The 25,296-nt window shown below is 64.5% G+C and carries 19 protein-coding genes; 11 read left to right on the forward strand and 8 right to left on the reverse strand.

All coding sequences use genetic code 11. From position 1 onward, the window contains the following. Positions 1-68 precede the first annotated feature (68 nt). Positions 69-932 (forward strand): LysR family transcriptional regulator, encoded by an 864-nt coding sequence (locus tag GDN70_RS00420; RefSeq protein ID WP_028139819.1) that lies wholly within the window; start codon positions 69-71, stop codon positions 930-932. A gap of 36 nt (positions 933-968) precedes the next feature. Here GDN70_RS00420 and GDN70_RS00425 read toward each other — a convergent pair whose 3' ends face one another. Next, positions 969-1,214, reverse strand: coding sequence for a hypothetical protein (locus tag GDN70_RS00425; RefSeq protein ID WP_028139818.1), 246 nt, complete (start codon positions 1,212-1,214; stop codon positions 969-971). Between the two features lie 203 nt (positions 1,215-1,417). Here GDN70_RS00425 and GDN70_RS00430 point away from each other — a divergent pair, with 203 nt between their 5' ends. Next, positions 1,418-3,934, forward strand: a complete 2,517-nt coding sequence (locus GDN70_RS00430; protein WP_028139817.1) for a glycogen/starch/alpha-glucan phosphorylase — start codon at positions 1,418-1,420, stop codon at positions 3,932-3,934. 191 nt (positions 3,935-4,125) lie between these two features. Beyond that, positions 4,126-4,941 carry an acyl-CoA thioesterase II gene (locus tag GDN70_RS00435; protein WP_038950728.1) on the forward strand — a complete coding sequence of 272 codons (816 nt, stop codon included), beginning with the start codon at positions 4,126-4,128 and terminating at the stop codon, positions 4,939-4,941. A 37-nt stretch (positions 4,942-4,978) separates the two neighbouring features. Here GDN70_RS00435 and GDN70_RS00440 read toward each other — a convergent pair whose 3' ends face one another. Next, positions 4,979-6,172, reverse strand: a complete 1,194-nt coding sequence (locus tag GDN70_RS00440; RefSeq protein WP_152102024.1) for a serine hydrolase — start codon at positions 6,170-6,172, stop codon at positions 4,979-4,981. Between the two features lie 56 nt (positions 6,173-6,228). After that, positions 6,229-7,869 (reverse strand): NAD(P)/FAD-dependent oxidoreductase, encoded by a 1,641-nt coding sequence (locus GDN70_RS00445; protein WP_152102025.1) that lies wholly within the window; start codon positions 7,867-7,869, stop codon positions 6,229-6,231. Positions 7,870-8,203: 334 nt separating this feature from the next. On the opposite strand from GDN70_RS00445, the gene GDN70_RS00450 reads away from it, so the two are divergent. After that, on the forward strand, positions 8,204-9,091 hold the full coding sequence (locus GDN70_RS00450; RefSeq protein WP_028139814.1) for a helix-turn-helix domain-containing protein: 888 nt from the start codon (positions 8,204-8,206) through the stop codon (positions 9,089-9,091). Between the two features lie 81 nt (positions 9,092-9,172). On the opposite strand, the gene GDN70_RS00455 is transcribed toward GDN70_RS00450, so the two are convergent. From GDN70_RS00455 to GDN70_RS00465, 3 genes are all read right to left on the reverse strand, one after another. After that, positions 9,173-10,789, reverse strand: coding sequence for a phosphoenolpyruvate carboxykinase (locus tag GDN70_RS00455; protein WP_152102026.1), 1,617 nt, complete (start codon positions 10,787-10,789; stop codon positions 9,173-9,175). A 285-nt stretch (positions 10,790-11,074) separates the two neighbouring features. Then, positions 11,075-13,669: a CHAT domain-containing tetratricopeptide repeat protein gene (locus tag GDN70_RS00460; RefSeq protein ID WP_038973665.1), complete on the reverse strand. Its 2,595-nt coding sequence runs from the start codon at positions 13,667-13,669 to the stop codon at positions 11,075-11,077. A 78-nt stretch (positions 13,670-13,747) separates the two neighbouring features. After that, the gene (locus tag GDN70_RS00465) at positions 13,748-14,482 is read right to left on the reverse strand and encodes a HugZ family protein (protein WP_038950720.1); all 735 of its coding nucleotides are present in this window, start codon (positions 14,480-14,482) and stop codon (positions 13,748-13,750) included. 241 nt (positions 14,483-14,723) lie between these two features. Between GDN70_RS00465 and GDN70_RS00470 the strand changes: the two genes are divergently transcribed. The 5 genes from GDN70_RS00470 (at position 14,724) to GDN70_RS00490 (ending at position 18,710) form a co-directional block, all read left to right on the forward strand. Further along, entirely contained in the window at positions 14,724-15,425 is a 702-nt protein-coding gene (locus tag GDN70_RS00470) for a response regulator transcription factor (RefSeq protein ID WP_008542552.1), read from the forward strand. 118 nt (positions 15,426-15,543) lie between these two features. Next, a complete protein-coding gene (locus tag GDN70_RS00475; RefSeq protein ID WP_028139810.1) occupies positions 15,544-17,340 on the forward strand; it encodes a sensor histidine kinase in 1,797 nt (598 codons plus the stop codon). Continuing rightward, a complete protein-coding gene (locus tag GDN70_RS00480; protein ID WP_038973661.1) occupies positions 17,337-17,861 on the forward strand; it encodes an HPr kinase/phosphorylase in 525 nt (174 codons plus the stop codon). Before GDN70_RS00475 ends, GDN70_RS00480 begins: the two co-directional genes overlap by 4 nt. A gap of 133 nt (positions 17,862-17,994) precedes the next feature. After that, complete coding sequence (locus GDN70_RS00485) at positions 17,995-18,396, forward strand: PTS sugar transporter subunit IIA (RefSeq protein WP_007597752.1); 402 nt, start codon at positions 17,995-17,997, stop codon at positions 18,394-18,396. Then, complete coding sequence (locus GDN70_RS00490) at positions 18,393-18,710, forward strand: HPr family phosphocarrier protein (protein ID WP_028139808.1); 318 nt, start codon at positions 18,393-18,395, stop codon at positions 18,708-18,710. The genes GDN70_RS00485 and GDN70_RS00490 overlap by 4 nt, the downstream gene beginning before the upstream one ends. Before the next feature lie 137 nt (positions 18,711-18,847). Here the strand turns inward: GDN70_RS00490 and GDN70_RS00495 are convergent, their stop codons facing one another. Next, positions 18,848-20,473 (reverse strand): glycosyltransferase family 39 protein, encoded by a 1,626-nt coding sequence (locus GDN70_RS00495; protein WP_152102027.1) that lies wholly within the window; start codon positions 20,471-20,473, stop codon positions 18,848-18,850. A gap of 114 nt (positions 20,474-20,587) precedes the next feature. On the opposite strand from GDN70_RS00495, the gene lepA reads away from it, so the two are divergent. Then, positions 20,588-22,399, forward strand: coding sequence for a translation elongation factor 4 (gene lepA, locus GDN70_RS00500; RefSeq protein WP_028139806.1), 1,812 nt, complete (start codon positions 20,588-20,590; stop codon positions 22,397-22,399). A 397-nt stretch (positions 22,400-22,796) separates the two neighbouring features. Further along, positions 22,797-24,017, forward strand: a complete 1,221-nt coding sequence (locus GDN70_RS00505) for an MFS transporter (RefSeq protein WP_028139805.1) — start codon at positions 22,797-22,799, stop codon at positions 24,015-24,017. A gap of 44 nt (positions 24,018-24,061) precedes the next feature. Here GDN70_RS00505 and GDN70_RS00510 read toward each other — a convergent pair whose 3' ends face one another. Then, complete coding sequence (locus GDN70_RS00510; RefSeq protein ID WP_028139804.1) at positions 24,062-25,294, reverse strand: efflux RND transporter periplasmic adaptor subunit; 1,233 nt, start codon at positions 25,292-25,294, stop codon at positions 24,062-24,064. Positions 25,295-25,296 lie beyond the last annotated feature (2 nt).

Consider the following 25,296-nt stretch of genomic DNA (forward strand, 5'->3'; position numbering starts at 1 on the left):
GAGCCCGCTTGTCATTTGGAAATTAAATGATTAACTCGCTATCAGTGGATTTTCGAATGGAGGCGGCCATGCTCGATCTCGAGCTGCTGCGCAGCTTCGTCTCGGTGGTCGAGGCCGGCGGCTTCACCCGCGCCGGCGAGCGCGTCCATCGCACGCAGTCGACCGTCAGCCAGCAGATCAAGCGGCTGGAGGACGATATCGGCCAGGTGCTGCTGCACCGCGACGGCAAGAATGTGCGCCCGACCGAGGCCGGCGAGCGGCTGCTCTCTTACGCGCGGCGTTTGCTCTCGCTCGCCGAGGAGGCGCGCGACGTGCTGCGCCAGCCGGACGGCGAAGGCGCGATCCGGCTCGGCATCCCCGAAGATTTCGCGGCGTACCGGCTGACCAAATTACTGGGCGCGTTCTCGCGCTCGCATCCGGGCCTGCGGCTCGACGTGCGCGCCGACCAGAGCAAGCATCTGGCGCGCGATCTCGAACGCGGCGAGCTAGACGTAGCGCTATTCAAGCGTGCGGCCGGCGAGAAAGGCGCCATCGCGGTTTGGCCGGAGCGCGTGCACTGGGTCACCAGCAAGGGCCATCCGGTCGATGTCCATGCCGCATCCGTGCCGCTGATCGGTTTTCCGACCGGCTGCCTCTATCGTGCCGGCGCCATCCACGCGCTGGAAAGCGTCGGCCGCGCCTGGCACATGGCCTATTCCTCGTCGAGCCTCTCCGGCATCCAGGCCGCGGTCGCCGCCGGCATGGGCCTCAGCATCTTGTCGGAAATGTCGATCCAGTCCGACCACCGCGTGCTGACGGCGAAAGACGGTTTTGCGCCGATCAACAAGACCGAGGTCGCACTGATGGCCTCGCCCGATGCGAGCCCGGCAACGCTGCGGCTTGCGGATCGTCTTGCCGAGTTTTGCGATGCGGTGCAGGCCAAAGCGGCTTGAAGGCGGCCCAGATTCGCGAGCGTTGCGGCCCGCCTCTCAATTCACCGCGGACATCAGCCTGTCGCCGCACGCATTCGCGTAAAACTTGCCGCCGCATTGGCGCTTGATGGCGGCGCAGCGGGCCGCGGGCGAGGCATTCTGCGGGACCGTGAAACCGCAGGTCAGGCCGTCGGCGCTGCGACCGGGCTTGCCGGCGGCAAACGCGGCACTGAGGGTGCTGATGCAGACGACGAGCAGGGCAGCCGCGGCGATTTCGATCAGCAGTCGCGTCAGCAGTCTCATGGGAATGTTCTCCACACTGATGGCTGAATTGATCCGCAATCTAGCACTGAATCCCGGTTTCTCCGTGCTCGCCCGGGTTCCCAAATCGGCCCGTTCCTTGCATAAATTTACGCCAGCGCAGTGCAAGGCCGCATCGGCGACAGTTCCCGTGCAGGGGCAAGACGCGTAGGGTTAGTAGTGTGTTCGACCAGGAAGTGACGGCTTTGCAAGATCAATCGTTCCAGCCCAGTTTTCCCGCCCCCGGCCAGCCGATCGACGAGCTCGCGCTGGCTGAGATCAAGGGCGCGATCCTGGCGAAGCTGCGCCTTGCCATCGGCAAGGATGCGGGCATGGCGACCAGGCACGACTGGTACCAGGCCGCGGCGCTGGCGCTGCGCGACCGCGTCGTGCATCGCTGGCTCACGGCCGAGAAGCACAGCTACGACGCGGGCCGCAAGCGCGTCTATTATCTCTCACTCGAATTCCTGATCGGCCGTCTCTTCACCGATGCGCTCAACAACATGGGCCTGCTCAAGATCTTCGAGGTCGCGCTCGGCGATCTCGGTGTCTCGCTGCCAGAGCTGCGCAAATGCGAGCCGGACGCCGCGCTCGGCAATGGCGGCCTCGGGCGCCTCGCCGCCTGCTTCATGGAGAGCATGGCGACGCTGTCGATCCCCGCGATCGGCTACGGCATCCGCTATGATTACGGCCTGTTCCGCCAGATCATCAACCAGGGCTGGCAGCAGGAATATCCCGACGAATGGCTGAGCTTCGGCAATCCCTGGGAATTGCAGCGGCCCGAAGTGATCTACGACATCAATTTCGGCGGCGGCGTCGAGCATGTCGACGACAAGGGCCGCGACCGCGCGATCTGGCATCCGGGCGAGACCGTTCAGGCGATCGCCTATGACACGCCGATCGTCGGCTGGCGGGGCCAGCACGTCAACGCGCTGCGCCTGTGGTCGGCGCGTTCGCCCGATCCGTTGAAGTTAGATGCCTTCAACAAGGGCGACTATGTCAGCGCCACCGCCGAGCAGTCGCGCGCGGAAGCGATCTGCAAATTCCTCTATCCGAACGACGAGAGCCCGGCAGGCCGCGAGCTGCGCCTGCGCCAGGAATATTTCTTCGTCTCGGCCTCGCTCCAGGATCTCGTCAAGCGACACCTTGCGTCCGACGGCCAGCTGCGCAGCCTGTCGTCCAAGGTCGCGGTGCAGCTCAACGACACCCATCCGAGCCTCGCCGTCACCGAGCTGATGCGGATCCTCGTCGATCTGCACAATTTCCGCTGGGACGAGGCCTGGAAGATCACGGTCGCCACCCTCTCCTACACCAACCACACGCTGCTGCCCGAGGCGCTGGAGACCTGGCCGGTCGAGCTGTTCGAGCGGCTGCTGCCGCGGCATCTCGAGATCATCTACCGCATCAACGTGCAGCATCTGGCGCTGGCCGAAGCGCGCTGCCCCGGCGACATCGACTTCCGCGCCTCGGTCTCGCTGATCGACGAGAAGAGCGGGCGCCGCGTGCGCATGGGCCAGCTCGCCTTCGTCGGCTCGCACCGCATCAACGGCGTCTCGGGCATGCATTCGGACCTGATGCGCGAGACCGTGTTCCACGACCTCAACCATCTCTATCCCGGCCGCATCACCAACAAGACCAACGGCATCACCTTCCGCCGATGGCTGATGCTGGCGAACCCGAAGCTGACCGATCTGTTGCGCGAGACCTGCGGCGAGGCGGTGCTCGACGATCCGACCCAGCTCTCGCTGATCGAAGCGCGCGCCAGCGACGTCGAATTCCAGAAGAAGTTCCGCAGCGTCAAGCTTCACAACAAGACCGCGCTGGCGCGCCTGATCGGCGAACGGCTCGGCATCAAGGTCGACCCGACCGCGCTGTTCGACGTGCAGATCAAGCGCATCCACGAATACAAGCGCCAGCTCCTCAATGTCATCGAGACCGTCGCGCTGTACCAGGCGATCAAGGACGATCCAACCGGCAATTGGGTGCCGCGGGTGAAGATCTTCGCCGGCAAGGCTGCCGCGAGCTACCGCTACGCAAAACTGATCATCAAGCTGATCAACGACGTCGCGGAGGTCGTGAACAACGACCCCACGATCGGCGGCAAGCTCAAGGTGGTGTTCCTGCCCGATTACAATGTCAGCCTCGCCGAAGTGATCATTCCCGCGGCCGACCTGTCCGAGCAGATCTCGACCGCGGGCATGGAAGCGTCCGGCACCGGCAACATGAAGCTGGCGCTGAACGGCGCCATCACCATCGGCACGCTCGACGGCGCCAATATCGAGATCCGCGACCATGTCGGCGCCGAGAACATCGCGATCTTCGGCATGGAGGCCGGCGACGTGATGATCCGGCGCAAGCAGGGGCTGGACGCCTCCGACCTGATCCTCAATTCGCCGAAGCTGCAGCGCGCCATCAATGCGATCGGCACCGGCGAGTTCTCGCCCGGCGACCCCGGACGTTTCGAGTCGATCGCGCACGCGCTGCGCTATCTCGACCATTACATGGTCAGCGCCGATTTCGATTCCTATTACGAGGCGCAGCGCAGCGTCGATGCGCGCTGGCTGGTCTCGCCGGCCTGGACCCGCGCCTCCATCCTCAACGTCGCGCGCATGGCCTGGTTCTCCTCCGACCGCACCATCCGCGAATACGCCGAGGAGATCTGGAACGTGCCGGTCAATCCGACCACGCCGCTGCTGCCGAACCTGCGCGACGCCGCGGGCTGATTTTTCCGCGGCGTGGAAGCGCGGTTACTCGATACGTAATTGCGCATCCGGGCAATGGCTGTGATATGACGACCGTCATTCCGGGGCGGCTCGCAGAGCCGAACCCGGAATCTCGAGCTTCCGGGTTCGATGCTCTGGGCCGCGCTACGCGGTCCCGTCGCATCGCTCCGGAATGACAGACGGAAACACACATGCACGCCAAGCTCCCGCACCCCTTCGACGACGCCACCCGCGTCACCGCCGGCGACTCCAGCTGGCAGGGGCACACCAGCGACGATTATTGGGCCTTCGTCGGCCCGTTCGGCGGCGCCACCGCCGCGACCATTTTGCGCGCGCTGATCGACCATCCGGAACGCGCCGGCGATCCGCTCGCCCTCACGGTCAATTATTGCGCGCCGATCGCCAAGGGGCCGTTCGATCTCGACGTGCGGCTGGTGAAGGCCAACCGCTCCAGCCAGCACTGGAGCGTCGAGCTCAGCCAAGGCGGCGGCGAGGTCGCAACGCTCGCCACCGCGGTGTTCGCCGAGCGCCGGCCGTCCTGGGAGCACCGGGTGGCGCAATATCCCGATGCAAAGCCGTTCGAAGCGACGCTGCCGTTCCCGAAGATCGCGGCGTCCTGGGCCAACCAGTACGAGTTTCGCTTCGTCGAGGGCGAGATGCGGATCGGCCCGCAGCAGGCCGAGCCCGCCAGCACCTATTCGAAGATCTGGATCAGCGACCGCACGCCGCGCAAGCTCGACATGCTGTCGCTGATGTCGATGTCGGACGCCTTCTTCGGCCGCATCTTCCACGCTCGGCGCGAGCTGGTGCCGTTCGGCACGGTGTCGCTGACGACCTATTTCCACACCGACAGCGACGAGCTCGCGGCTGAGGACATCACGCGCGTGCTGGCCACCGCCGATTCGAAGATCATGCACAAGAGCTACGCCGACCAGAACGCCGAGCTGTGGTCGCCGAACGGAAGGCTGCTCGCGACCTCGACACAGATCGCGTATTTCAAGGCGTGAGCTCTCGCCACCCCTCGTCCCGTTCTTGCCGGGGTTCCTAACCCGCCATTCGCGGCCTCAGGCTCTGATAAAACGCCGTCTCGAAATTCATGTAACCGATGAACGACGTTGGATCGCCGAACGGAAGAATCTGCGTGGCCCAGAACCCGCCGAACCCGTTCTGCCGGTCGATCCAATAGAACAGATTGGCAAGGCCCGCCCAGCCGAGGGCGCCGGCGGGACGCCCGGTGGGTGCTTCCTGGTCGTTGATCATGAATGAGAGCGCCCAGGACTTTGACTGGCCCGGGAAGAACTCGGCATCATTGCACAGCGCCGGGATGACGCCGGTGATCGGTGTCACCTTCTTGTCTCCGAGATGATTCTTCTCCGCCATGCGCACGGTCTCCGCCTTCAGCACGCGGCCATGCTCGCCGGCACCGTCATTCAACCACATCCGGATGAAACGCATGTAGTCGCCGACCGTGCCGTAAAGGCCGTGGCCACCCATATGCACTTCAGGCTTGGCGGGGAGCTCGAAATCCATCGGCGTCAACGAGCCGTCGGCGCCGCGCGCGTGGATCCCCGCCAGTTTGCTGCGCATGGCGTCGGTCAGCTCGAAGGTCATGCTCTTGATTCCGAGCGGCTCGAAGATGCGCGTATTGAAAACCTCTCCAAGCCGGCGCCCGGCGATGGCCTCGACGATTTGGCCGCACCAGTCGAGATTGGTGCCGTAGTCCCAACGCTCGCCCGGATCGAACAGCAGCGGCGTCATCAGGCAGGCTTTGGAAGCGGTGATGACGCTGGGCTGGCCCTTCTCCTCGGCCAGGCGGTTGTAGGTGTGGTTGATGAAGTCGTAGCTGAGACCGGCGGTATGCGTCATCAGCATCCGCGTGGTGATGTCCCGCTTGGGCGCCCGCAGCATCGGCCCACCCGCGGCATCGAAGCCCTCGATGACCTGGAGCTTGCCGATGTCCGGAGCGTAGCGCTTGGCCGGTGCGTCGAGATCGAGCTTGCCCTCTTCGACGAGTTGCAGCACGGCCGTGCCGGTGACCGCCTTGGTCGTGGAGAAGATGGCGAAGATGCTGTCGGTCGTCATCTCGGCCGGCTGGTCGACACGCCGTTTCCCCGCTGCGCCTTCGTAGATGTTGCGATCGCGGTTCGTCACCATCGCGACGACGCCGGGCACACGCGGCGTGGATGTGACGACGCCGCCGAGAACGGCGTCTGCGGCGGCACCGAAATTCGTGCTCATTTTTGTCCTCCCGTTTGTATTGGATGAATTCCGTCGATGCCGCGCCTCGCGAGCACTCAATTCATGGTAAAACCCTGGTAGCCGCTGGCAGCGACCTCGTTGCATTTCTGCCGATAGGCGCCGACGCCCCCGCAATAGGACAGAACGCGGCGCGGTTTGCCTTCGACGTTCGAGCCCAGGTACCAGGAATTGGTCTTCGCGATCAGCGTCGCATTGGCGATCTCATCGTGATGCGCCACCCATCCGTCTTCGGCATCCTTGGTCGGCTCAACCACCTTCAGGTTCTTCGTACGCACGAACCTGATGCAATCGTCGATCCATTCGACCTGCTGCTGGAGACAGGTGGTCATGTTGCAGAGCGCAGCCGACGGAGCCAGCGGCACCGCAGTCGTGAACAGGTTCGGATAGCCGTGAACCTGCAGGCCCATCGTGGTGCGGATATCCTTGCTCCAATCCTCCTTCAGCGACCGCCCACCGCGGCCCCTGATATCGATGCGCGTCAACGCGCCGGTTCCGGCGTCGAATCCAGTCGCCAGAACGATGACGTCGAGCTCGTGGATCGTCCCGTCCGCGGTCTGGATACCCGTGGGTGTCACGCGTTCGATCGGATTGGCCTTGACGCTGACGATCTCGACATTGGGGCGATGGAAGGCTTCGAGGAAGTTCTGCTCCAGTGGCACCCGATGCGTCCCGAAACCGTAGTCGGCCGGAATCAAGGCATCGCACAGCTTTGGATCCTTCAGTCGCTCGCGCATCTTCTCGCGCACGAAGCCCGAGATTTCGGCGTTGACCTCGGCGTCGAAGAACAACTCGGCGAAGGACGATATCCAAAGCTTCAGGGAGCCGTCGTTCCAGCAATCCTCGATCACCTCCCGGCGCCGCTCCGGCGTCAGGCCGGCCCAGGCGTGCTCGAAATCATATTCGAATCCGGTGAAGGTATGCGGCAGGCGCTCCGTGAGATGCTGGAATTTCGACTTGTAGGCCTCCGCATCTTCCTCGCTGTACTTGGGATTCTTCATCGGAATCATGTATTGCGGCGTGCGAACAAAGACTTTCAGATGACCGACCTCGCCGGCGATCGTCTGGATGACCTGGATGCCGGTTGCGCCGTTGCCGATAACGCCGACGCGCTTGCCGCCGAATTCGACCGGCTCCTTGGGCCAGCGCGCCGTGTGGAACAGCTGCCCCTTGAACGTCTCCTGTCCCGGAAACGATACGTGCGGGGCGGAGAGCATGCCGCAACAGGTGATCAGAAACTGGGTGTCGATCACGTCACCCCTGTCGGTCGTGACCAGCCAGCGCTGTGTGGCTTCGTTGAAATGGGCGCTTTTGACGATCGTCCCGAACTGGATGTCCTTGCGCAGATCGAGGCGGTCGGCGATGTAGTTGAGCCAGCGCTCGATTTCCGGCTGGCCGGGGAATTTCTCGCTCCAGCTCCATCCCTTGTAGAGCTCCTCGGAGAACAGGTACTGGTAGATGTGGCTCTCTGAATCGAAGCGGGCGCCGGGATAGCGATTCCAATACCAGGTGCCGCCCACGCCTGCGCCCGCGTCAATGGCCCTGACGTTCAATCCCTGTTCGCGCAAACGGTAGAGCTGATAGAGCCCGGCGACGCCGGCTCCAACAACCACCGCGTCGAATTTCGCCGTTACATGCGCGCCATTGCTTCCATTGGGTTTGGTCGCCGTTTCTGCCATTTTTCCCTCCTAGCTCTTCCCAGAGCGCGCGGCCTTCCTCACCCGTCGTGTGATCGGATGGCCGTGCATCGCGTCATTTGTCGGTCCCGCGAGCGCTTGCGGCTTTTCACCGTTCTTCCGCACTTGCCCGGAACGCGAGGGAGGCTATGAGGCGGGCTGCGTTCCCGGCTTGAACAAAACCGACAATCCTTTGAATGAAGCCGGAGGCCGGCGCCGACCTCGCCCGAGCTCGCTTGGCAAATGGCAAATCCGGCCTATGCTGCTGCCTTGCCGATCGGCCAATGAGAACAACAAGCAGTCGACCCGCCAAAACTCCAGGGAGGAGGCTCGCGCGATGGGGCAGTTCATCACGGTCGAGGAGCTGCCACGCTATGCTCCCGGCGAAATGATGCTGGACAGTTCGGCGGTGGGAAAAGCCGATTTTCGGCTGCGCGTGTTCCGCTATGCGCCATCCGATATCTGGGTGCCGCCGTCCGATAACTTTCTGATCGTAATTTATCGCGAAGGCACCACGGCGATGAAACGCCGCGTGACCGGATCCTGGAAGCAGGATCATGTCGGCCGCGGCGTCACGACGCTGCTGACGCGCGCGGAAGCTTCGAACTGGCGATGGTGCCATGACCTCGAAGTCAGTCATTTCTACATCTCGCCTAGTCTCATGGCGAAGACCGCAAGCGAGGCTTTTGACCGGGATACCGAAAGCGTCGAGCTTCATGATCTGCTCAGGATCGAGGATCCGGTCCTGGCCTGGATTGCTGACCAGATGGTGCAGGAGGTTTCCGCAGGAGGTCCGGGCGGCCGGCTCTGCTACGACGCCATGGCACTTCAGGCGAGCGTCCACATCCTGCGAAAATATGCCTCAGTGCAGTTCAAGCTGCCCTGTGCGCAAGGGCGCTTCAGGCCGGCGCATGCGCGGATGATCGAGGACTATATCGAGCAGAACATCTTCCGGAATATCACGCTCGACGAACTGGCCAACATCTGCAACTGCACGCCGGTGCAGTTCACCCGCAAGTTTCAGGTGCATTATGGCATGCGCCCGCACGCCTACGTCCTCACCCGCAAGGTGAAGCGCGCCTGCGAACATCTGCGCAAGGACCGGCTTGCACTGAAGGAGATCGCCCTGTTGAGCGGATTCTCCGACCAGAGCCATCTCAACCGGATCTTTCGCAGGCATATGAGTGCGACTCCCGCAGAATATCGCAAGCAATGCACAGGCTAGGCAGCCTGACGATGCTCAGGCCGCAAAAGAAAGGGCGGCTGATCAAGCCGCCCTTTCACGTCAATCACATCTTGCGAGAACTTACTCCGCCGCGAGCTTCACGTCCGGCGCGGCGGCGCGCACCTCGGCGTCCACCTGGGCTTCGAACTTGGCAAAGTTCTTCTGGAACATGCCGACCAGCGCGCGGGCGGTCTTGTCGAACTCGTCCTTGTCCTTCCAGGTGTTGACCGGGTTGAGGATCTCGGCCGGCACGCCGGGCAGCGCGGTCGGGACCGCGAAGCCGAAGTACTTGTCGGTGCGGAATTCGACGTTGCGAAGCGACCCGTCGAGCGCGGCGGTGAGCAGCGCACGCGTCACCTTGATCGGCATGCGCGAGCCGACACCATACTTGCCGCCGGTCCAGCCCGTATTGACCAGCCAGCAATCGACATTGTGCTGGGCGATGAGGTCGCGCAGCATGTTGCCGTAGACGCTGGGGTCGAGCGGCAGGAAGGGCGAGCCGAAGCAGGTCGAGAACTCCGGCTGCGGCTCGTTGCCGAGACCGCGCTCGGTGCCCGCGACCTTGGCGGTGTAGCCGGACAGGAAGTGATACATCGCCTGCGCCGGCGAGAGCTTGGCGATCGGCGGCAACACGCCGAAGGCGTCGGCGGCGAGCATCACCACGTTCTTCGGCTGCGGCGCGCGGCCGGTGCGCGAGGCGTTCGGGATGAAGTCGAGCGGATAGGCCGAGCGCGTGTTCTCGGTCTTGGAGCCGTCGTCGAAATCCACCACGCGGGTGTCTTCGTCGAGCACGCAGTTCTCGAGCACCGCGCCGAAGCGGGTCGAGGCCGCGAAGATCTCGGGCTCGGCTTCCTGCGACAGCTTGATGCACTTGGCGTAGCAGCCGCCTTCGAAGTTGAAGACGCCGTTCGGGCCCCAGCCGTGCTCGTCGTCGCCGATCAGCGTGCGGTTGGGATCCGCCGACAGCGTGGTCTTGCCGGTGCCGGACAGGCCGAAGAAGATCGCCGCGTCGCCCTTGGCGCCGACATTGGCCGAGCAATGCATCGGCATCACGCCGCGCTCGGGCAGATAATAGTTCAGCGTGGTGAAGACCGACTTCTTCATCTCGCCGGCATAATAAGACCCGCCGATCAGGACGATCTTGCGGGCGAAATCGATCGCGACGACGTTCTCCGACTTGCAGCCGTGACGTTTGGGATCGGCGCGGAAGCTCGGCATGTCGATGATGGTGAGCTCCGGCACGAAGGTCGGCAGCTCGATCGCCTCGGGGCGAATCAGCAGCGTGCGGATGAACAGCGAGTGCCAGGCGAGCTCGGTGAAGACGCGCGTCTTGATCCGGTAGGCCGGGTCGGCACCACCATAGAGATCCTGCGCGAACAGCTTCTTGCCTTCGGCGTGCTTGAGGAAGTCCTGATAGAGCGTCTCGAACTGCTCTGCGGTGATCGACTGGTTGCCGGCCCACCACATCTTCTTGTCGGTGGTGGCGTCACGCACCGTGAACTTGTCCTTCGGGCTGCGCCCGGTGAACTCGCCGGTGTCGGCGCAGAGTGCGCCGTCAGCGGACAGCACCGCCTCGCCCGCAGTGAGCGAGTATTGATAGAGTTGCGGCGCACCGAGGTTCCAGTGAACCTGCTTGAGATTCTTTAAACCGAACTTGTCGGCGCCGAAGGCACCGTTGCGCACGCCCGTCTCTTGCACGAAAAATCCTCCTAGAACCCGCGACATTCAGCGCGACCAGAACTTCAGCACCATCGCGGTCACCGTGATTTATAGGCCAACCGGCCTCGGCTGGGCGACCTAATAATGATGAACGCTGGCGTTGCCAAGCTGATCCCGCAGGATTTGGTTTATTCAAGGACCGCGCCAAACGTCGCGCATGTCAGCTCTGAGCAGCTGCATCAAAAAATCACGAATGATCGCGCAACCAAATGCGGAATTCGGCGTTGATGATGGTTTTTGCGACGCACAATTCCGGCTGCCGGCTTATCGTACCTCGCCTTCGCCAATGAGCGCGAACGGTCCCCACATCGCCGGGTAGGCGTTGCGCGGTGACGAGGTGTCGTCGACAAACGTTAACATCGCGCGGCGCAAGGCTTCGGCGCGACCGATTTTCGGTTCGTTCTTCAGCAACTCGAACGTCGATGTGGTGAGGCGGGTGGCGGCTTCCGAATCCACGGCCCAATGCGAGACCAGAAGCGCACGGGCACCGGCATAGAAGAAAGAGCGCGCCAATCCCGACAGCGCTTCGGCCCCGGGCTTGTCGCCGGCGATGGTGTTGCAGGCGGACAGAACCACCCAATCGGCGTTGAGCTTGAGCTGGGCCACTTCGCTCGCGGTCAGAAGGCCGTCGTCGAGCTCAGACGGCTGATCGGGAATGGACAATGCAAGCGAGGGCTCGCCCAGTCCCTTGACGTCGCCGGCAACGAGGCCGTGGGTGGCAAAATAGATGATGCCGTATTGGGCAAGCGCTGCACGCTTCAGCGTCGTTTCACTGGCATCGCGTCCGAGATGGATGTCGGCATCATTGGCGCCGACGTCCCTTGCCACCGCGTTCAGCTCGTCGGCGGTATCGGGCAGTTGCGGCAACGCCTGCGCCAGCCGCGCGCGATCGACCCCGGCGCCGCGCCAGAAATCGGTATAGGCAATCGTCGCAATGCTGCGCGCCGCGACCTTGCCGCCTGCGGCGCGACGGTCGGCGGGCCCTTCGGCTGCGGGATTGAAGACGGGATCGCCGAAGCCGGTCATCGGCTTTGCGCCCTGATCCCTGCGCGCGAAGGCACGCAGCGATTTCAGGCTGATCACCGACGGCAGCACCGAGACGGCCTGACGCCTGAGCAGCCAGGCGGCGTCGCGATAGCCGTCGAGCCTGTCCGGAATCGCAGCCTGCGGCTTCTCGGTGACCAGCAGATGGAACGGCAATGCGGTCAGCGCCGCCGATGGCACGACCAGCAGATTGCGCTTGTCCTTCGTCAACGCCTCGACCGGGCCGAGCAGCGCGACATAGAGCTCGTTGGCGAGCGCGAGATCGAACAGGCCCGATTTGCCGGAGGCATCGCGCGCCTTGCCGACATCCAGCCCCCTGCGGAAGGCCGAGACTTTCCGCGCCATTGCGTCCGCGCCGAGCGAGATCTCCTTCCAGTCGGCGCCATCGCGCGTGATCGCGATGACGTAGCTCCGCTTGTCGACGACGGAATAGATCACCATCGCCTCATCGGCCGACAGCAGCGGCTGGATGTCCTTCACCGCCAGCGGCAGCGGGTTGGAGAGCGAGGCGTAGTCGGGAAACTCGAGCGTGAGCGACTTTTGCAGCCCCGCGCGTTCGCTTGCAATCGCAACGATCCGCGCGCGGCTGCGCTGCTCGGCCGTGACGTCCCGCTGCGCCGATTGCTTCGACACCGCGGTGATGATCGCCTTGTCGAGCGCCTCGGCCTCGGCCGCGAGATCCTGATCCCGACGCACCAGCTCGGCGAGCCGATCGCTGCCGGCGGCCAATCGCACCGCGAGCTTGTTCACGGCAGAGGCGGCGGAAGATTGCGTGCCGCGCTGGATCGCGCCGAGCGCGTCATCGAGCGCCTTGTCGCTCGCCAGGAGCGTTTGCTGGCGCGCAGCGAACAGAACCGGCAGCACGGTGCGCAGCTGCGCGCGGTTGGCGGCAAGCGTCTTCTGCGCAAACGGCAAGGCCTCGGCGTTGCGGCCCGACACCTGAAGGAAATAAGCGAGATTGCTGGTCGAAGTCACGACATCGGGATGATCCACCCCGAGCGCCCGCTCGCGGATGGCAAGCGCGCGGCGATAGAGCGGCTCGGCCTCGGCATAGCGCTGCTGGTGCTCGTAGAGCCCGGCGAGATTGTTGAGCGAGCGCGCCACGTCGGGATGATCCGGGCCCAGCACCTTTTCGCGGATCGCGAGCGAGCGCTTGATCGGCGCTTCGGCATCGGCATCGCGGTTGAGGTCGCGATCGACCTGGCCGAGATTGTTCAGGACGGTGGCAACCGCGGGATGCTCGGGCCCGGCGGCCTTCTGATAGATCGCGAGGGCCCGCTGAAACAGCGGCTCGGCGTCGGCAAAATGCTCCTGCTTCACGTAGAGCGTGGCGAGATTGTTGAGGGCCTGGCCGACATCGGGATGCTCGCGCGACAGCGCCTTTTCGCGAACGGCCAGCGCACGCTTGAACAGCGGTTCGGCTTCGGTGAAGCGGCTCTGCCGCTGATAGAGCGCGGCGAGATTGTTCAGGAGCGGCGCAATCTCGACGCTGCCCTGACCGGTCCCCTTCTCCATCAGCGCGATGGCGCGTTTGTAGAGCGGCTCGGCCTGATCGTCGTGGCCCTGGTCGGCGTGAATCTGCCCGAGATTGTTGAGCGCCGCGGCGAGGTCGCGGTTGTTGCTGGTCTTCTCGAGCGAGGCCACCATGGCCTGCGCCAGCGGCAGCGCCTCCGAATATTTGCCGGCGCTCCGGAGCGCATTGATGCGCCCGCTCTGCGCCGACAGATCGCTCTTCTGGGCAAGGCCGGGCGTGGCAAGCGACGTGGTGATCGCCAGCGCCAGACCCGCAGCCAATGCCAAACGACGACGCGCCATGAACCCTCTCGCTGCGAGCCTTAAGACCTGACCGTCTTGGGTCGCAGCGATGGGTCGCGGCGTTCAAATTGTTGCGTTCTAGTCCATCTTCATGCGCGCTTCGCCAGCAAGGCGGACCAGCATCTTGCGCAGCGACGTGCCGTCCGTCACCCGCTCCGGGAAGTCCAGCCGCAGCGCGGTCTGGCCGTCCTGCATATCGAGGCCTTCCGGATCGCAGCCGGTGCAGCGCCAGTCCCCCGCGGCAGCGCCAAGGAGCTTTGTCGCATAGAGGCCCATGGCGTCGCGATGATCGGCATTCATATGCGCGACCGCCCCCTCCTCCGCTGCCAGCAGATCTTCGGCGCCGGAGAGGTCCGTGAGGAACTGGGCGGGCTTGAGATCGACGATCCGGCCGAAGCCGGCGACCAGATGAGTTCCCGTGGGGCGGATCCGGAAAAAAGAGAAATCCTTAAAGGAAACAAAGCCTTCCGCCGACGGATGCGCATTGAGATAACGTCGCTGGAGCAAATCCCTCGCGGCATCAGCCTGCTCCGCCCGGCCGGACAGCATGATCCGGGCGCCTTCCAGCGGATCGCCCGCCGCCCGCTCGTCCAGCATCAGGGAGACCCTGCTGTCGGCGAGAAGGTTCCTTGTATGCACGGCGAGGCCCGAGATCAGCAGGATGGGGGAACCGTCGGGATGGCTGGCCAGATTGACCAGGGAACAATAGGGGTCGCCGCTGCCGGCCATGAGAGTTGCCAGCGCCCCCTGCCGCGATCGCCGCAGCAGGGATTTGGCGAGCTTTGCGGGGTCGAAATCAGGGGTCGGTTGCATCGGCTTTCTCGGCTCAGGTGGTTGCAAGGGAGGCCTTTTTTCGGGTAAACGGGGGCCTGGTTATGGGTCGACATGCGGCGAATCTGCCGCGTTTCGTGGAACTTGGTCACACTTCAGCCCAGCTTGCATTGCTCGGTGACAAGGTTCGAACGCCGACATCGGCACCCATGTATGCGGCGCATCAGTGGATTGCTCGCCGTTTCAAGCCACGACCCAAACGGAAAGCAGAAAGCAGAGGCTCATGCCCACAATCGCTTTGGTCGACGACGACCGCAACATTCTCACATCCGTCTCGATCGCGCTGGAAGCCGAAGGCTACCGCATCATGACCTACACCGACGGCGCTTCCGCGCTTGACGGTTTCCGCACCACCCAGCCCGATCTCGCCATCCTCGACATCAAGATGCCGCGCATGGACGGCATGGAGACGCTGCGCCGGCTCAGGCAGAAGTCCGACCTGCCGGTGATCTTCCTGACCTCCAAGGACGAGGAGATCGACGAGCTGTTCGGCCTCAAGATGGGCGCCGACGATTTCATCCGCAAACCGTTCTCGCAGCGTCTCCTGGTCGAGCGCGTCAAGGCGGTGCTGCGCCGCTCGGCGCCGAAGGACCCGACCGTCGCGCCGAAGGAGAACGACGCCAAGGCGCTCGACCGCGGCCTGCTGCGCATGGATCCGGAACGGCATACCTGCACCTGGAAGAACGAGCCGGTGACGCTGACCGTCACGGAATTCCTGATCCTGCAGGCGCTCGCGACCCGGCCCGGCGTGGTGAAGAGCCGCAACGCGCTGATGGACGCGGCCTATGACGACCAGGTCTATGTCGACGACCGCACCATCGACAGCCACATCAAGCGGCTGCGCAAGAAGTTCAAGGTGGTCGACAACGAGTTCGAGATGATCGAGACGCTGTACGGCGTCGGCTACCGCTTCAAGGAAGCCTGAGGCGCGAGGCGCCTTCACGAAAGACTGAGAGCATCGCCGGTTCTGATTTCATCGGGACCGGGATGGCTCTAGGATGCGGGGACCATTGCCACGAGCTGTCCTAACGCGGGCGTAAGCATTGCTTGACCGAACGCAGCCTGACGAGAACCAGAGCGCCGGGGAGATCACATCCGACGGCGTTCCGGAGCAATTTGCCGAAGACAAGCCGCAGGGCTTCCGACCGCTGAACTGGCTCAAGCGCGCCGGGCAATTCTTCTTCGCGCTGTCCTTCTCCAGCCTGACCCGCCGCATCGTCTCGCTCAATCTCGCCGGCCTCGTCGCGCTGGTGGCGAGCATCCTGTATCTGTCGCAATTCCGCGCCGGACTGATCGACGCGCGGGCGCAGAGCCTCCTGGTGCAGGCCGAGATCATCGCCGGCGCGATCGCGGCCTCCGCCACGGTGCAGACCAACGCCATCACCATCGATCCCGACCGGCTGCTCGACCTCAAGCCGGGCGAGACCTATGGCGGCTCGGACGAGTACTCGCCGCTGGACTTCCCGATCAATCCGGAGCGCGTGGCGCCGGTGCTGCGCACGCTGATCTCGCCGACCAAGACGCGCGCCCGCATCTACGATCCGAACGGCAGCCTGCTGCTCGACAGCCGCAACCTCGAAAACGTGCTGCGCCTCGACCTGCCGCCGCCGGCGGAGAAGCCCGGCTTCGTCGAGCGCGGCATGGTCGCGGTGCGCACCTGGCTGAACCGCGGCGACTTGCCGCTCTATCGCGAGCTCGGCCCCGAGAACGGCAACGGCTATGCCGAGGTGGGCGATGCGCTCCAGGGCCAGAAACGCTCGATGGTGCGGGTCAATGCCCGCGGCGAGGTGATCGTCTCGGTCGCGGTCCCGGTGCTGCGCTCGCGCGCGATCCACGGCGCGCTGATGCTGTCGACGCAAGGTGACGACATCGACCAGATGGTCACTGCCGAACGCCTCGCCATCCTGAAAGTCGGCGGCGTCGCGGCCGCCGTCATGATCATGCTGTCGCTGCTGCTTGCGAGCACGATCGCCGGGCCCGTGCGCCGGCTTGCCGACAGCGCCGAGCGCGTCCGCCGCCGCATCAAGGCCCGCATCGAGATCCCCGATTTCACCCGCCGCCGCGACGAGATCGGTCATCTCTCCGGCGCCCTGCGCGACATGACGAGCGCGCTCTACAGCCGCATCGAGGCGATCGAGATGTTCGCCGCCGACGTCGCCCACGAATTGAAGAACCCGCTGACCTCGCTGCGCTCGGCGGTCGAGACACTGCCGCTGGCGCGCAACGAGAACAGCCGTGCGCGCCTGCTCGAGGTGATCGAGCACGACGTCAAGCGGCTCGACCGCCTGATCTCCGACATCTCCGACGCCAGCCGCCTCGATGCCGAATTGCAGCGCCAGGACGCGATCCCGGTCGATTTGCGCCGCCTGCTGACGACGCTGGTGTCCGTCGCCAACGAGACCAAGCTCGGCCACGACGTCGCGGTCGAGACGCGCTTCGAGGGCCGCAGCCCGACCGACACCTTCGCCGTGTCCGGCCACGATTCACGGCTCGGACAAGTGGTCTCCAACCTGCTGTCCAACGCGCAGTCGTTCTCCGAACCCGGCAGCAAGGTGCGCCTCACCTGCCGCCGCGCGCGCTCCGAGATCGAGATCGTGGTCGACGACGACGGCCCCGGCATTCGCGACGACGCGCTGGAACGCATCTTCGAGCGCTTCTACACCGACCGTCCGCATCAGGGTTTTGGCCAGAACTCCGGCCTCGGCCTGTCGATCTCCAAGCAGATCATCGACGCCCATGGCGGGCGCATCTGGGCCGAGAACCGCGCAGGCCCGCCGGATGAGGAGGGCGTGCCGACGGTCGCAGGCGCGCGCTTCGTGGTGAGGCTGCCGGCGCTATGAACGACGGCGGGCCCAGCGTTCACGCCTCCGCAGTCAAGGTCGGACATCGGGCGGTGCTGATCCGCGGTCCCTCGGGCTCCGGCAAGTCGCGCCTTGCCTTTGATTTGATCATGGCCGGACGCTCGGGCGTGGTCGAAAGGGCCGTTCTGGTCGGGGATGACCGTGTCCATCTGGCGACAGTCGGCGATGAAATTGAAGTCCGCCCCGCGCCGGTATTGGCTGGCCTGATCGAGATCCGGGGCCTCGGGATCCGCCACTGCGACTTCGTGGAGCATGCGACCGTCGGTCTCGTGGTCGATCTGGATGCCGCGGACGCCGAGCGCCTGCCTGCGACGGATTCGCTGAAAACCATCATTTCCGGTGTCGAAATACCGCGAATCCCTGTTGGCCGCGGATATTCACCCCTCCCACTGGTTGTCGCGGCCTTGACCACTACCAAGAGTTCATCTTCCGTTAACCCTTCAGGCGATTGTTTGAAGGGAAATGGTAACCATATGAACCCCACTATCGCGACCGAATAGACCGGCGCAGCTCCCCTCATCCATCCGTCTAGATTCAGGGAGATACGCAACATCCCCTCTTGCGCAGGGGCTCTGGATGGTCAAAGTGGCGCGTTCGTGCGGTGCACCAAAAGCGCCCGCGAGGAGTTTTCCGATGATTGGTCTAGTACTTGTGACCCACGGGCGCCTTGCCGACGAATTCAAGGCAGCGCTTGAACATGTCATGGGCCCACAAAAGCAAATCGAAGCGATCACGATCGGTGCCGAAGATGATTCCGATCTCTGCCGAAGTGACATCATCGAGGCGGTTAACCGCGTCGATTCCGGCGACGGCGTTGCGATCCTCACCGACATGTTCGGCGGCACGCCGTCGAACCTTGCAATATCCTGCATGAGCCGGCCCAAGGTCGAAGTGCTCGCGGGCATCAACCTGCCCATGCTGGTCAAGCTCGCCAAGGTGCGCGAGGAGCGTCCGCTGCCCGACGCGATCGCGATGGCCCAGGAAGCGGGACGCAAATACGTCACCATCGCCAGTCGCGTGCTCGCCGGCAAATGAGCGACGAGGCGCCACAAGCGGGGACAGGCGTGCCCGCGGGCGCGATCTCCAAGGACCTCCTGATCATCAACAAGCGCGGCCTGCATGCCCGCGCCTCCGCGAAATTCGTCCAGGCTGTCGAGCGCTTCGATGCGCAGGTCTGGGTGACGCGCGGTGGCGAGACGGTTGGCGGCACCTCGATCATGGGCCTGATGATGCTTGCCGCCGGACCGGGCACGACGATCACCGTCGCCGCCGCCGGCACGGATGCCGAAGCTGCGCTCGCGGCGATCACCGAGCTCGTTGAAAGCAAGTTCAACGAGGAAGGGGTTTAGGCCCCTCTCGCGCTACACGCTCAGTGCCGTAGGGTGGGCAAAGCGAAGCGTGCCCACGACTTTTCTGCGATTAGCGCGAGATGGTGGGCACGGCGCTTCGCGCCTTTGCCCACCCTACGAGACCGAGAACGTCGCAATCACTTCGCCGGTGGCGCGATGTAGACGTTCCAGCTCATCGCCGGGCCGGCCTTGCCGTGGGTGAAGCGGCGCGTGGTCATCACCACGCGCTCGGCGGTCGGCGCGACCTCCGAAATCCACTTCTCGAACTTGGGCAGGCGTTCGTCGGTCGCATCGAACACGCCGATGAAGCCGTATGTCTTGACGTCGTCGAGCGAGGTCAGCCCGGACGCCCAGGCCTCGTTCGGCGTGAACGGGCTGGGGTGATCGGGGCTGTAGAACACCATCGGCTGGATCGTCTCCATCGTCCCCGCAACGACCGCCCAGCGCGAGGCGAAGCGCGCGTGCCAGGCCTGGGTCAGCTCGCGCGCGAGCTCGGAGCGCGCGCCATAGGTCGCCGTGTTGCCGGCATTGGCCGTCATCTCGCGTGCGGCGATCCAGGGCGAGGCGGCGAGCGTGGCAACGCTGAGCACGAGCCAGATCGCGGCGATGTTGAACAGGCTCGCGCCCTGCACCCGCAGCGTGGGAATCGCGACCAGCGCGAGCGGCACCAGGAAGAACAGCGAGATGCCCCAATCGGTCTTCAGGTAGACGCCGAAGACCAGCGCGCCGAGCGGCGGGCCGAATGCGACGATGATCTGGATCATCCACACGTTCAGCGCCTGCAAGACATTGACGCCCGGATTGGCGCCGCGCGCCCAGGCGCGCGTGACGATGCGCAAGGGCGCGCGCAGCAGCAATGTGAACGACGGCGGCACCAGCGCCATCGCGAGCCCGGCCAGCGCCACCGGCAATGCCAGCAGCCCGAGATTATGCAGCATGTAGCCGGTGACGAGCTGATGCACCTGGCCGCTGTCCGCGAGGCTGTAGGTGTCGCCGGCATAGGTCAGCGGCACGAAATGCGCCTCGGCCAGCCAGACCACGTGCGGGATCATCGCCACGACCATCGTCGCGATCGCGACCCAGGGCGCCGGCGATACCAAGAATCTCATCCGCTCCGGATGGATCAGCGCGGCGAGCCCGATGGCGCCGATCATGGTCAGCACCCAATATTTGGTCATCAGCGCCAGCGCGCCGGCAAGGCCGAGCAGGACGCCTGACCGCCAGCTCCGCTTCTCGAACGCGTTGAGATAGGCGAGCACCAGCAGCGGCAGGGCGACGAGCTGGAGCAGATCCGGGTTGTACTTGAACCCCTTGAAATTGAAGATCGGGTAGAGCGCGACCATCACCACGACCAGGAACGCGCGCCGCGCGTCCACCACGCGCAAGGCAACCAGCCAGCAGATCACCATGCCGGCGCTGACCGTCGCCATCGCCAGCGCATAGGTCGCCCAGTCCGCCGCCGGGAACACCTTGAACCAGAGCCCGGCGACCCAGCCCGACAGCGGCGGATGCTTGCCATAGCCCCATAGGAATTTCTGGCCCCAGCCATAGGCCTCTGCGACGTCCATGTGAACGTCCTGCGCGGCCTTCAGATTGATCAGGATGAAGGTCCAGAGCACCGCATGGAGGATGGCGAGCTGGATCACCAGCCACAATCTCGCCTCGGGGCGGACCGCGCAGGCAACCAGCCAGGCCCGGAAGCGGCCAAAGCTCAGGCGGGCCTTCGTGCGCACTTCAGGGGAGGGAAGAGACGTGGTCGACATGGGCGCTTGCCTAGCGCGTTTTGGCCCATCTTGGAATCAGCTTGGCGTGAACAAAGGCCCTGAAATTACAGCAATATGGTTGCCGCACGGGGATGTGAGTGGTATCCCGCGCCCATGACGACCGTCCCCATTTCCAACATCCGCAATTTCTCCATCGTCGCCCATATCGACCATGGCAAATCGACGCTGGCCGACCGTCTGATCCAGATGACCGGCGGCCTCTCCGACCGCGAAATGGCGGGCAAGGAGCAGGTGCTCGATTCCATGGACATCGAGCGCGAGCGCGGCATCACCATCAAGGCGCAGACGGTGCGGCTTTCGTACCGCGCCAAGGACGGCAAGGATTACATCTTCAACCTGATGGACACGCCCGGCCATGTCGACTTCGCCTACGAAGTCTCGCGGTCGCTGGCGGCCTGCGAAGGTTCCCTGCTGGTGGTCGACGCCAGCCAGGGCGTCGAGGCGCAGACGCTCGCCAACGTCTACCAGGCACTCGACAACAATCACGAGATCGTCCCGGTCCTGAACAAGGTCGACCTGCCCGCGGCCGAGCCCGAGAAGATCAAGCAGCAGATCGAGGACGTCATCGGCATCGACGCCTCCGACGCGGTGATGATCTCGGCCAAGACCGGCCTCGGCGTGCCCGACGTGCTGGAAGCCATCGTCACCCGCCTGCCGCCGCCGAAGGGCGACCGGAGTGCGACCTTGAAGGCGCTGCTGGTCGACAGCTGGTACGACGTCTATCTCGGCGTCGTCGTTCTCATCCGTGTCGTCGACGGCGTCATGAAGAAGGGCAGCCGCGTGCGCATGATGGGCACGGGCGCCGCCTATGACGTCGAGCGCGTCGGCTTCTTCACGCCGAAGATGCAGCAGGTCGACGAGCTCGGCCCCGGCGAGATCGGCTTCATCACCGCCGCGATCAAGGAAGTCGCCGACACCCGCGTCGGCGACACCATCACCGACGACAGGAAGCCTGTCACCGAAATGCTGCCGGGCTTCAAGCCGGCAATCCCCGTGGTGTTCTGCGGCCTGTTCCCGGTCGACGCCGACGATTTCGAAACGCTGCGCGGCGCCATGGGCAAGCTGCGCCTCAACGACGCCAGCTTCTCGTTCGAGATGGAGACCTCGGCCGCACTCGGCTTCGGCTTCCGCTGCGGCTTCCTCGGACTTCTGCATCTCGAGATCATTCAGGAGCGGTTGTCGCGCGAGTTCGATCTCAATCTGATCGCGACCGCGCCGAGCGTCATCTACAAGATGAAGCTCACCGACGGCCAAGAGATCGAGATCCACAATCCCGTCGACATGCCCGACGTGGTCAAGATCGCCGAGATCCAGGAGCCCTGGATCGAGGCCACGATCATGACACCCGACGAATATCTCGGCAGCGTGCTGAAGCTGTGTCAGGACCGCCGCGGCTCGCAGAAGGAGCTCACTTACGTCGGCTCCCGCGCCATGGTGAAATACGATTTGCCGCTCAACGAGGTCGTGTTCGACTTCTACGACCGCCTCAAGTCGGTCTCCAAGGGCTACGCCTCGTTCGACTATCATCTCACCGACTACAAGCCGGCCGACCTCGTCAAGATGCAGATCCTCGTCAACAACGAGCCGGTCGACGCGCTCTCGATGCTGGTCCACCGCACCCGCGCGGAGGGGCGCGGCCGCGCCATGGTCGAGAAGATGAAGGAGCTGATCCCGCCGCACATGTTCCAGATCCCGATCCAGGCGGCGATCGGCGGCAAGGTGATCGCCCGCGAGACGGTGCGCGCCCTGCGCAAGGACGTCACCGCAAAATGCTACGGCGGCGACATCACGCGTAAACGAAAACTTCTGGAGAAGCAGAAGGAAGGCAAGAAGAAGATGCGGCAGTTCGGCAAGGTCGACATCCCGCAGGAAGCCTTCATTGCCGCGCTGAAGGTGGATAGCTGAGGCGGGGGTAAGCTTTCACAGTCACATCAGCCGCCGTCATGCCCGGGCTCGTCCCGGGCATTTGCGTTTTGGCCGGGACCCGGCGAAACAAAAATATCGAAAACAACCCCATGCACATTAGGCGAAGGCTTGTCTGGATTGGAGTTTTCGATTTTTAGAAATCAATTTGACCCATTGGGCAAAACAGTGGCACGATGGCATTGCGCAATTGCGCATCTGAGAATCCATCGTACAGCAGGCAACACGGAGAGATGGATTCCGGGTTCGCGCCAAGTGGCGCGCCCCGGATGACGACGGGTTACGAAAACGCGCAGCCGCCAGCCTTGCCCTCCGCCGTCTGATAGGCCACCATCCCTCCCGCGCCTCACCAACAAAACCAACAGCGCTGAGGAAACGCATGAGCAAGGCATCACGCTTCGACTATGGCTGGGTCGTGGTCGCTGCAGGCGCGCTGATGACCTGTGTGGGCTTCGGCACGATGCTGTCGCTGGCAGTGTTCCTGCAGCCGATTTCGGAAGCGATGGGCTGGTCGCGCGCCGGTGTATCGGCGGCGGCAACGCTGGATTTCCTCTGCATGGGATTTGCCGCGTTCCTGTGGGGCGCGCTGTCGGACCGGTTCGGCACGCGCATCGTGGTTCTCGCGGGAAGCGTTCTGCTGGGGCTCGGTCTCGTCACGGCGAGCCAGGCGACAAGCCTGTGGCAATTCCAGCTTTGCTTCGGCGTGCTGATCGGCATTGCCGCCGGCAGCTTCTACGCACCGATGATGGCGCTCGCGAGCGCCTGGATCGAGACAAACCGCAGCCTTGCGGTGGCGCTGGTTTCCGCCGGCATGGGCGTGTCGCCGGTGACGATCGCGCCGACTGCGAGCTGGCTGATCACGGCCTATGACTGGCGCACCGCGATGCTGGTGATCGGCATCGCTTCGTGGGCGCTGCTGATCCCGGCCTGCTTCCTGGTGCGTCCGGCGCCGGTGGCGGCGGGCGCCGCCACGGCAGACGCAACACCGGAGGTCGAGCTGACCGCGGCGCAGGCGCTGCGCACGCCGCAATTCATCGCGCTCGCGGCGGCGCATTTCGCCTGCTGCGCGGCGCATTCCGGCCCGATCTTCCACATGGTGGCCTATGCGATGGTGTGCGGCATCGCACCGCTCACGGCGGTGACGGTCTACAGCGTCGCCGGCGTCTCGGGCCTCGGCGGCCGCCTGCTGTTGGGCGCGCTGGCCGATCGCATCGGCGCGAAGCCCGTGCTTGTCGGCGGCCTGCTCGTGCAGGCGATGTGCATCGCGACCTATCTCGCAGTGGCGCAGCTCGGCGAATTCTACGCGCTCTCGGTGGTGTTCGGCCTCGCCTATGGCGGGGTGATGCCGCTGTATGCGGTGCTGGTCCGCGAATTCTTCGGCGCGCGCATCATGGGCACCGTGTTCGGCGCGGTGTCGGCCTTCGCCAGCCTCGGCATGGCGCTCGGGCCGTGGGCCGGCGGACTCGTGTTCGACAATTTCCAGCGCTACACATGGCTGCACGCCGGCTCCTTCGCGATCGGGCTCGCCGCCGTCGCGGTGGCGCTGAGCTTCCCGACGAAACGCAGGCCATCGCTCGACCTGGGCCGCGCTGCGGCCTGACACCTGCATATCGCTCTGCTCGGTAGCGTGCCGGCGCGGGCCCTCTACTCTCTTTGCGCGATCCTAGTTTCATCGGAGATCCGGTCACTTGGATGCAGCACGACGCGGTCTCCGGCAACGAGACCCGAGAGAACCTCCGCGAGGCGGTTGTTGCGGTGGCCGATCTGGACGAGAGTCGTCCGGGCCCGGCCGTTCTGGTCGACAAAAACGGCCCACTGATCGCCTCTCCGGAACAAAGCGCTTACCGGCACGGACAGGGCGTCCTGGGCGCTCCATGTCGTCACATGCACAACGACGCGGTAGTCGTGGCCAAGCGAGGCCCAATTCTCTGGCGGGTCGCTGAAATCGATGGTGACCCGGACCCGCTGTTCCTCGATACCCAGCGCCGAAACCTTCAGGAAGCCGGCGGGGTCGACACGGACCACCTTGCCCCTGATCGGCTGCCCGCCCCAGCCGTCGATCCGCACGGGCGCGCCAACCTTGATCTGCACGGCATCGATCGACAGCAGGTCAGCCACAACCTCCAGATCGAGCGGGTTGCCGATGTCGATCAACGACGTCCCGGGCAGAACCGTCGCCTCGCTGTCCTGGATGATCTTCAGCACCCGTCCGCTCGCCGGTGCGAGCACGCGGACGCAGCACATCGGCTCCGCTGACGGCGCGGCATTGGCAGGGTCCATCAGCCGCGCCGCAAGACTGGTGCGCACTGCGCGACGCATCTCGATCTGAGCCTTCGCACTAGCCAGGGCGGCTTCGTTGGTGGCGACCTCGAATTTCGCCTTGTCGAAGGCCTGAGCCGAGGTGGATTGCGTCCGCAGCAGCGTCTGCGCCCGCTGGAACTCGGTCCGGGAGAAGTCCAGCGCGGCCTCGATCCGCTTCACTTCGGCCTCCTGCTGCTGAATGGCCGCATCGGCAGCCAGCACTTCGGCCTGAAGCTGGTCGCGCGAGCGCACGTCGATGAATCCCGGCAGCGTCGGCTGCATGAGAGCGACGACGGTCTGGTTGGCGGTCACCTCGTCGCCGACGTGAAGCGAAGGTCCCTGCTCGCCGAGCGGATGCGAAATCCTGAGGACCTTTCCAGCGATGGGCGCCGAGACCGTGTAGACGTGGCGAACATGCGTCTTGCCGTCATCGTCCGCGGTAACTTCGATCGGACCCTTGGCCAGGGTTGCGAGATCGACCAGAACCGGGCGCGGCCAAGCAAACCAGGCCAGCCCGCTCGCAATGGCGGCTAGAAGCGCAGCGCCGATGAAACGTTTGGTCCAGTTTGCCGACATAG

The organism is Bradyrhizobium sp. TM102, from assembly GCF_009176685.1.
Classification (GTDB): Bacteria; Pseudomonadota; Alphaproteobacteria; order Rhizobiales; family Xanthobacteraceae; genus Bradyrhizobium; species Bradyrhizobium ottawaense.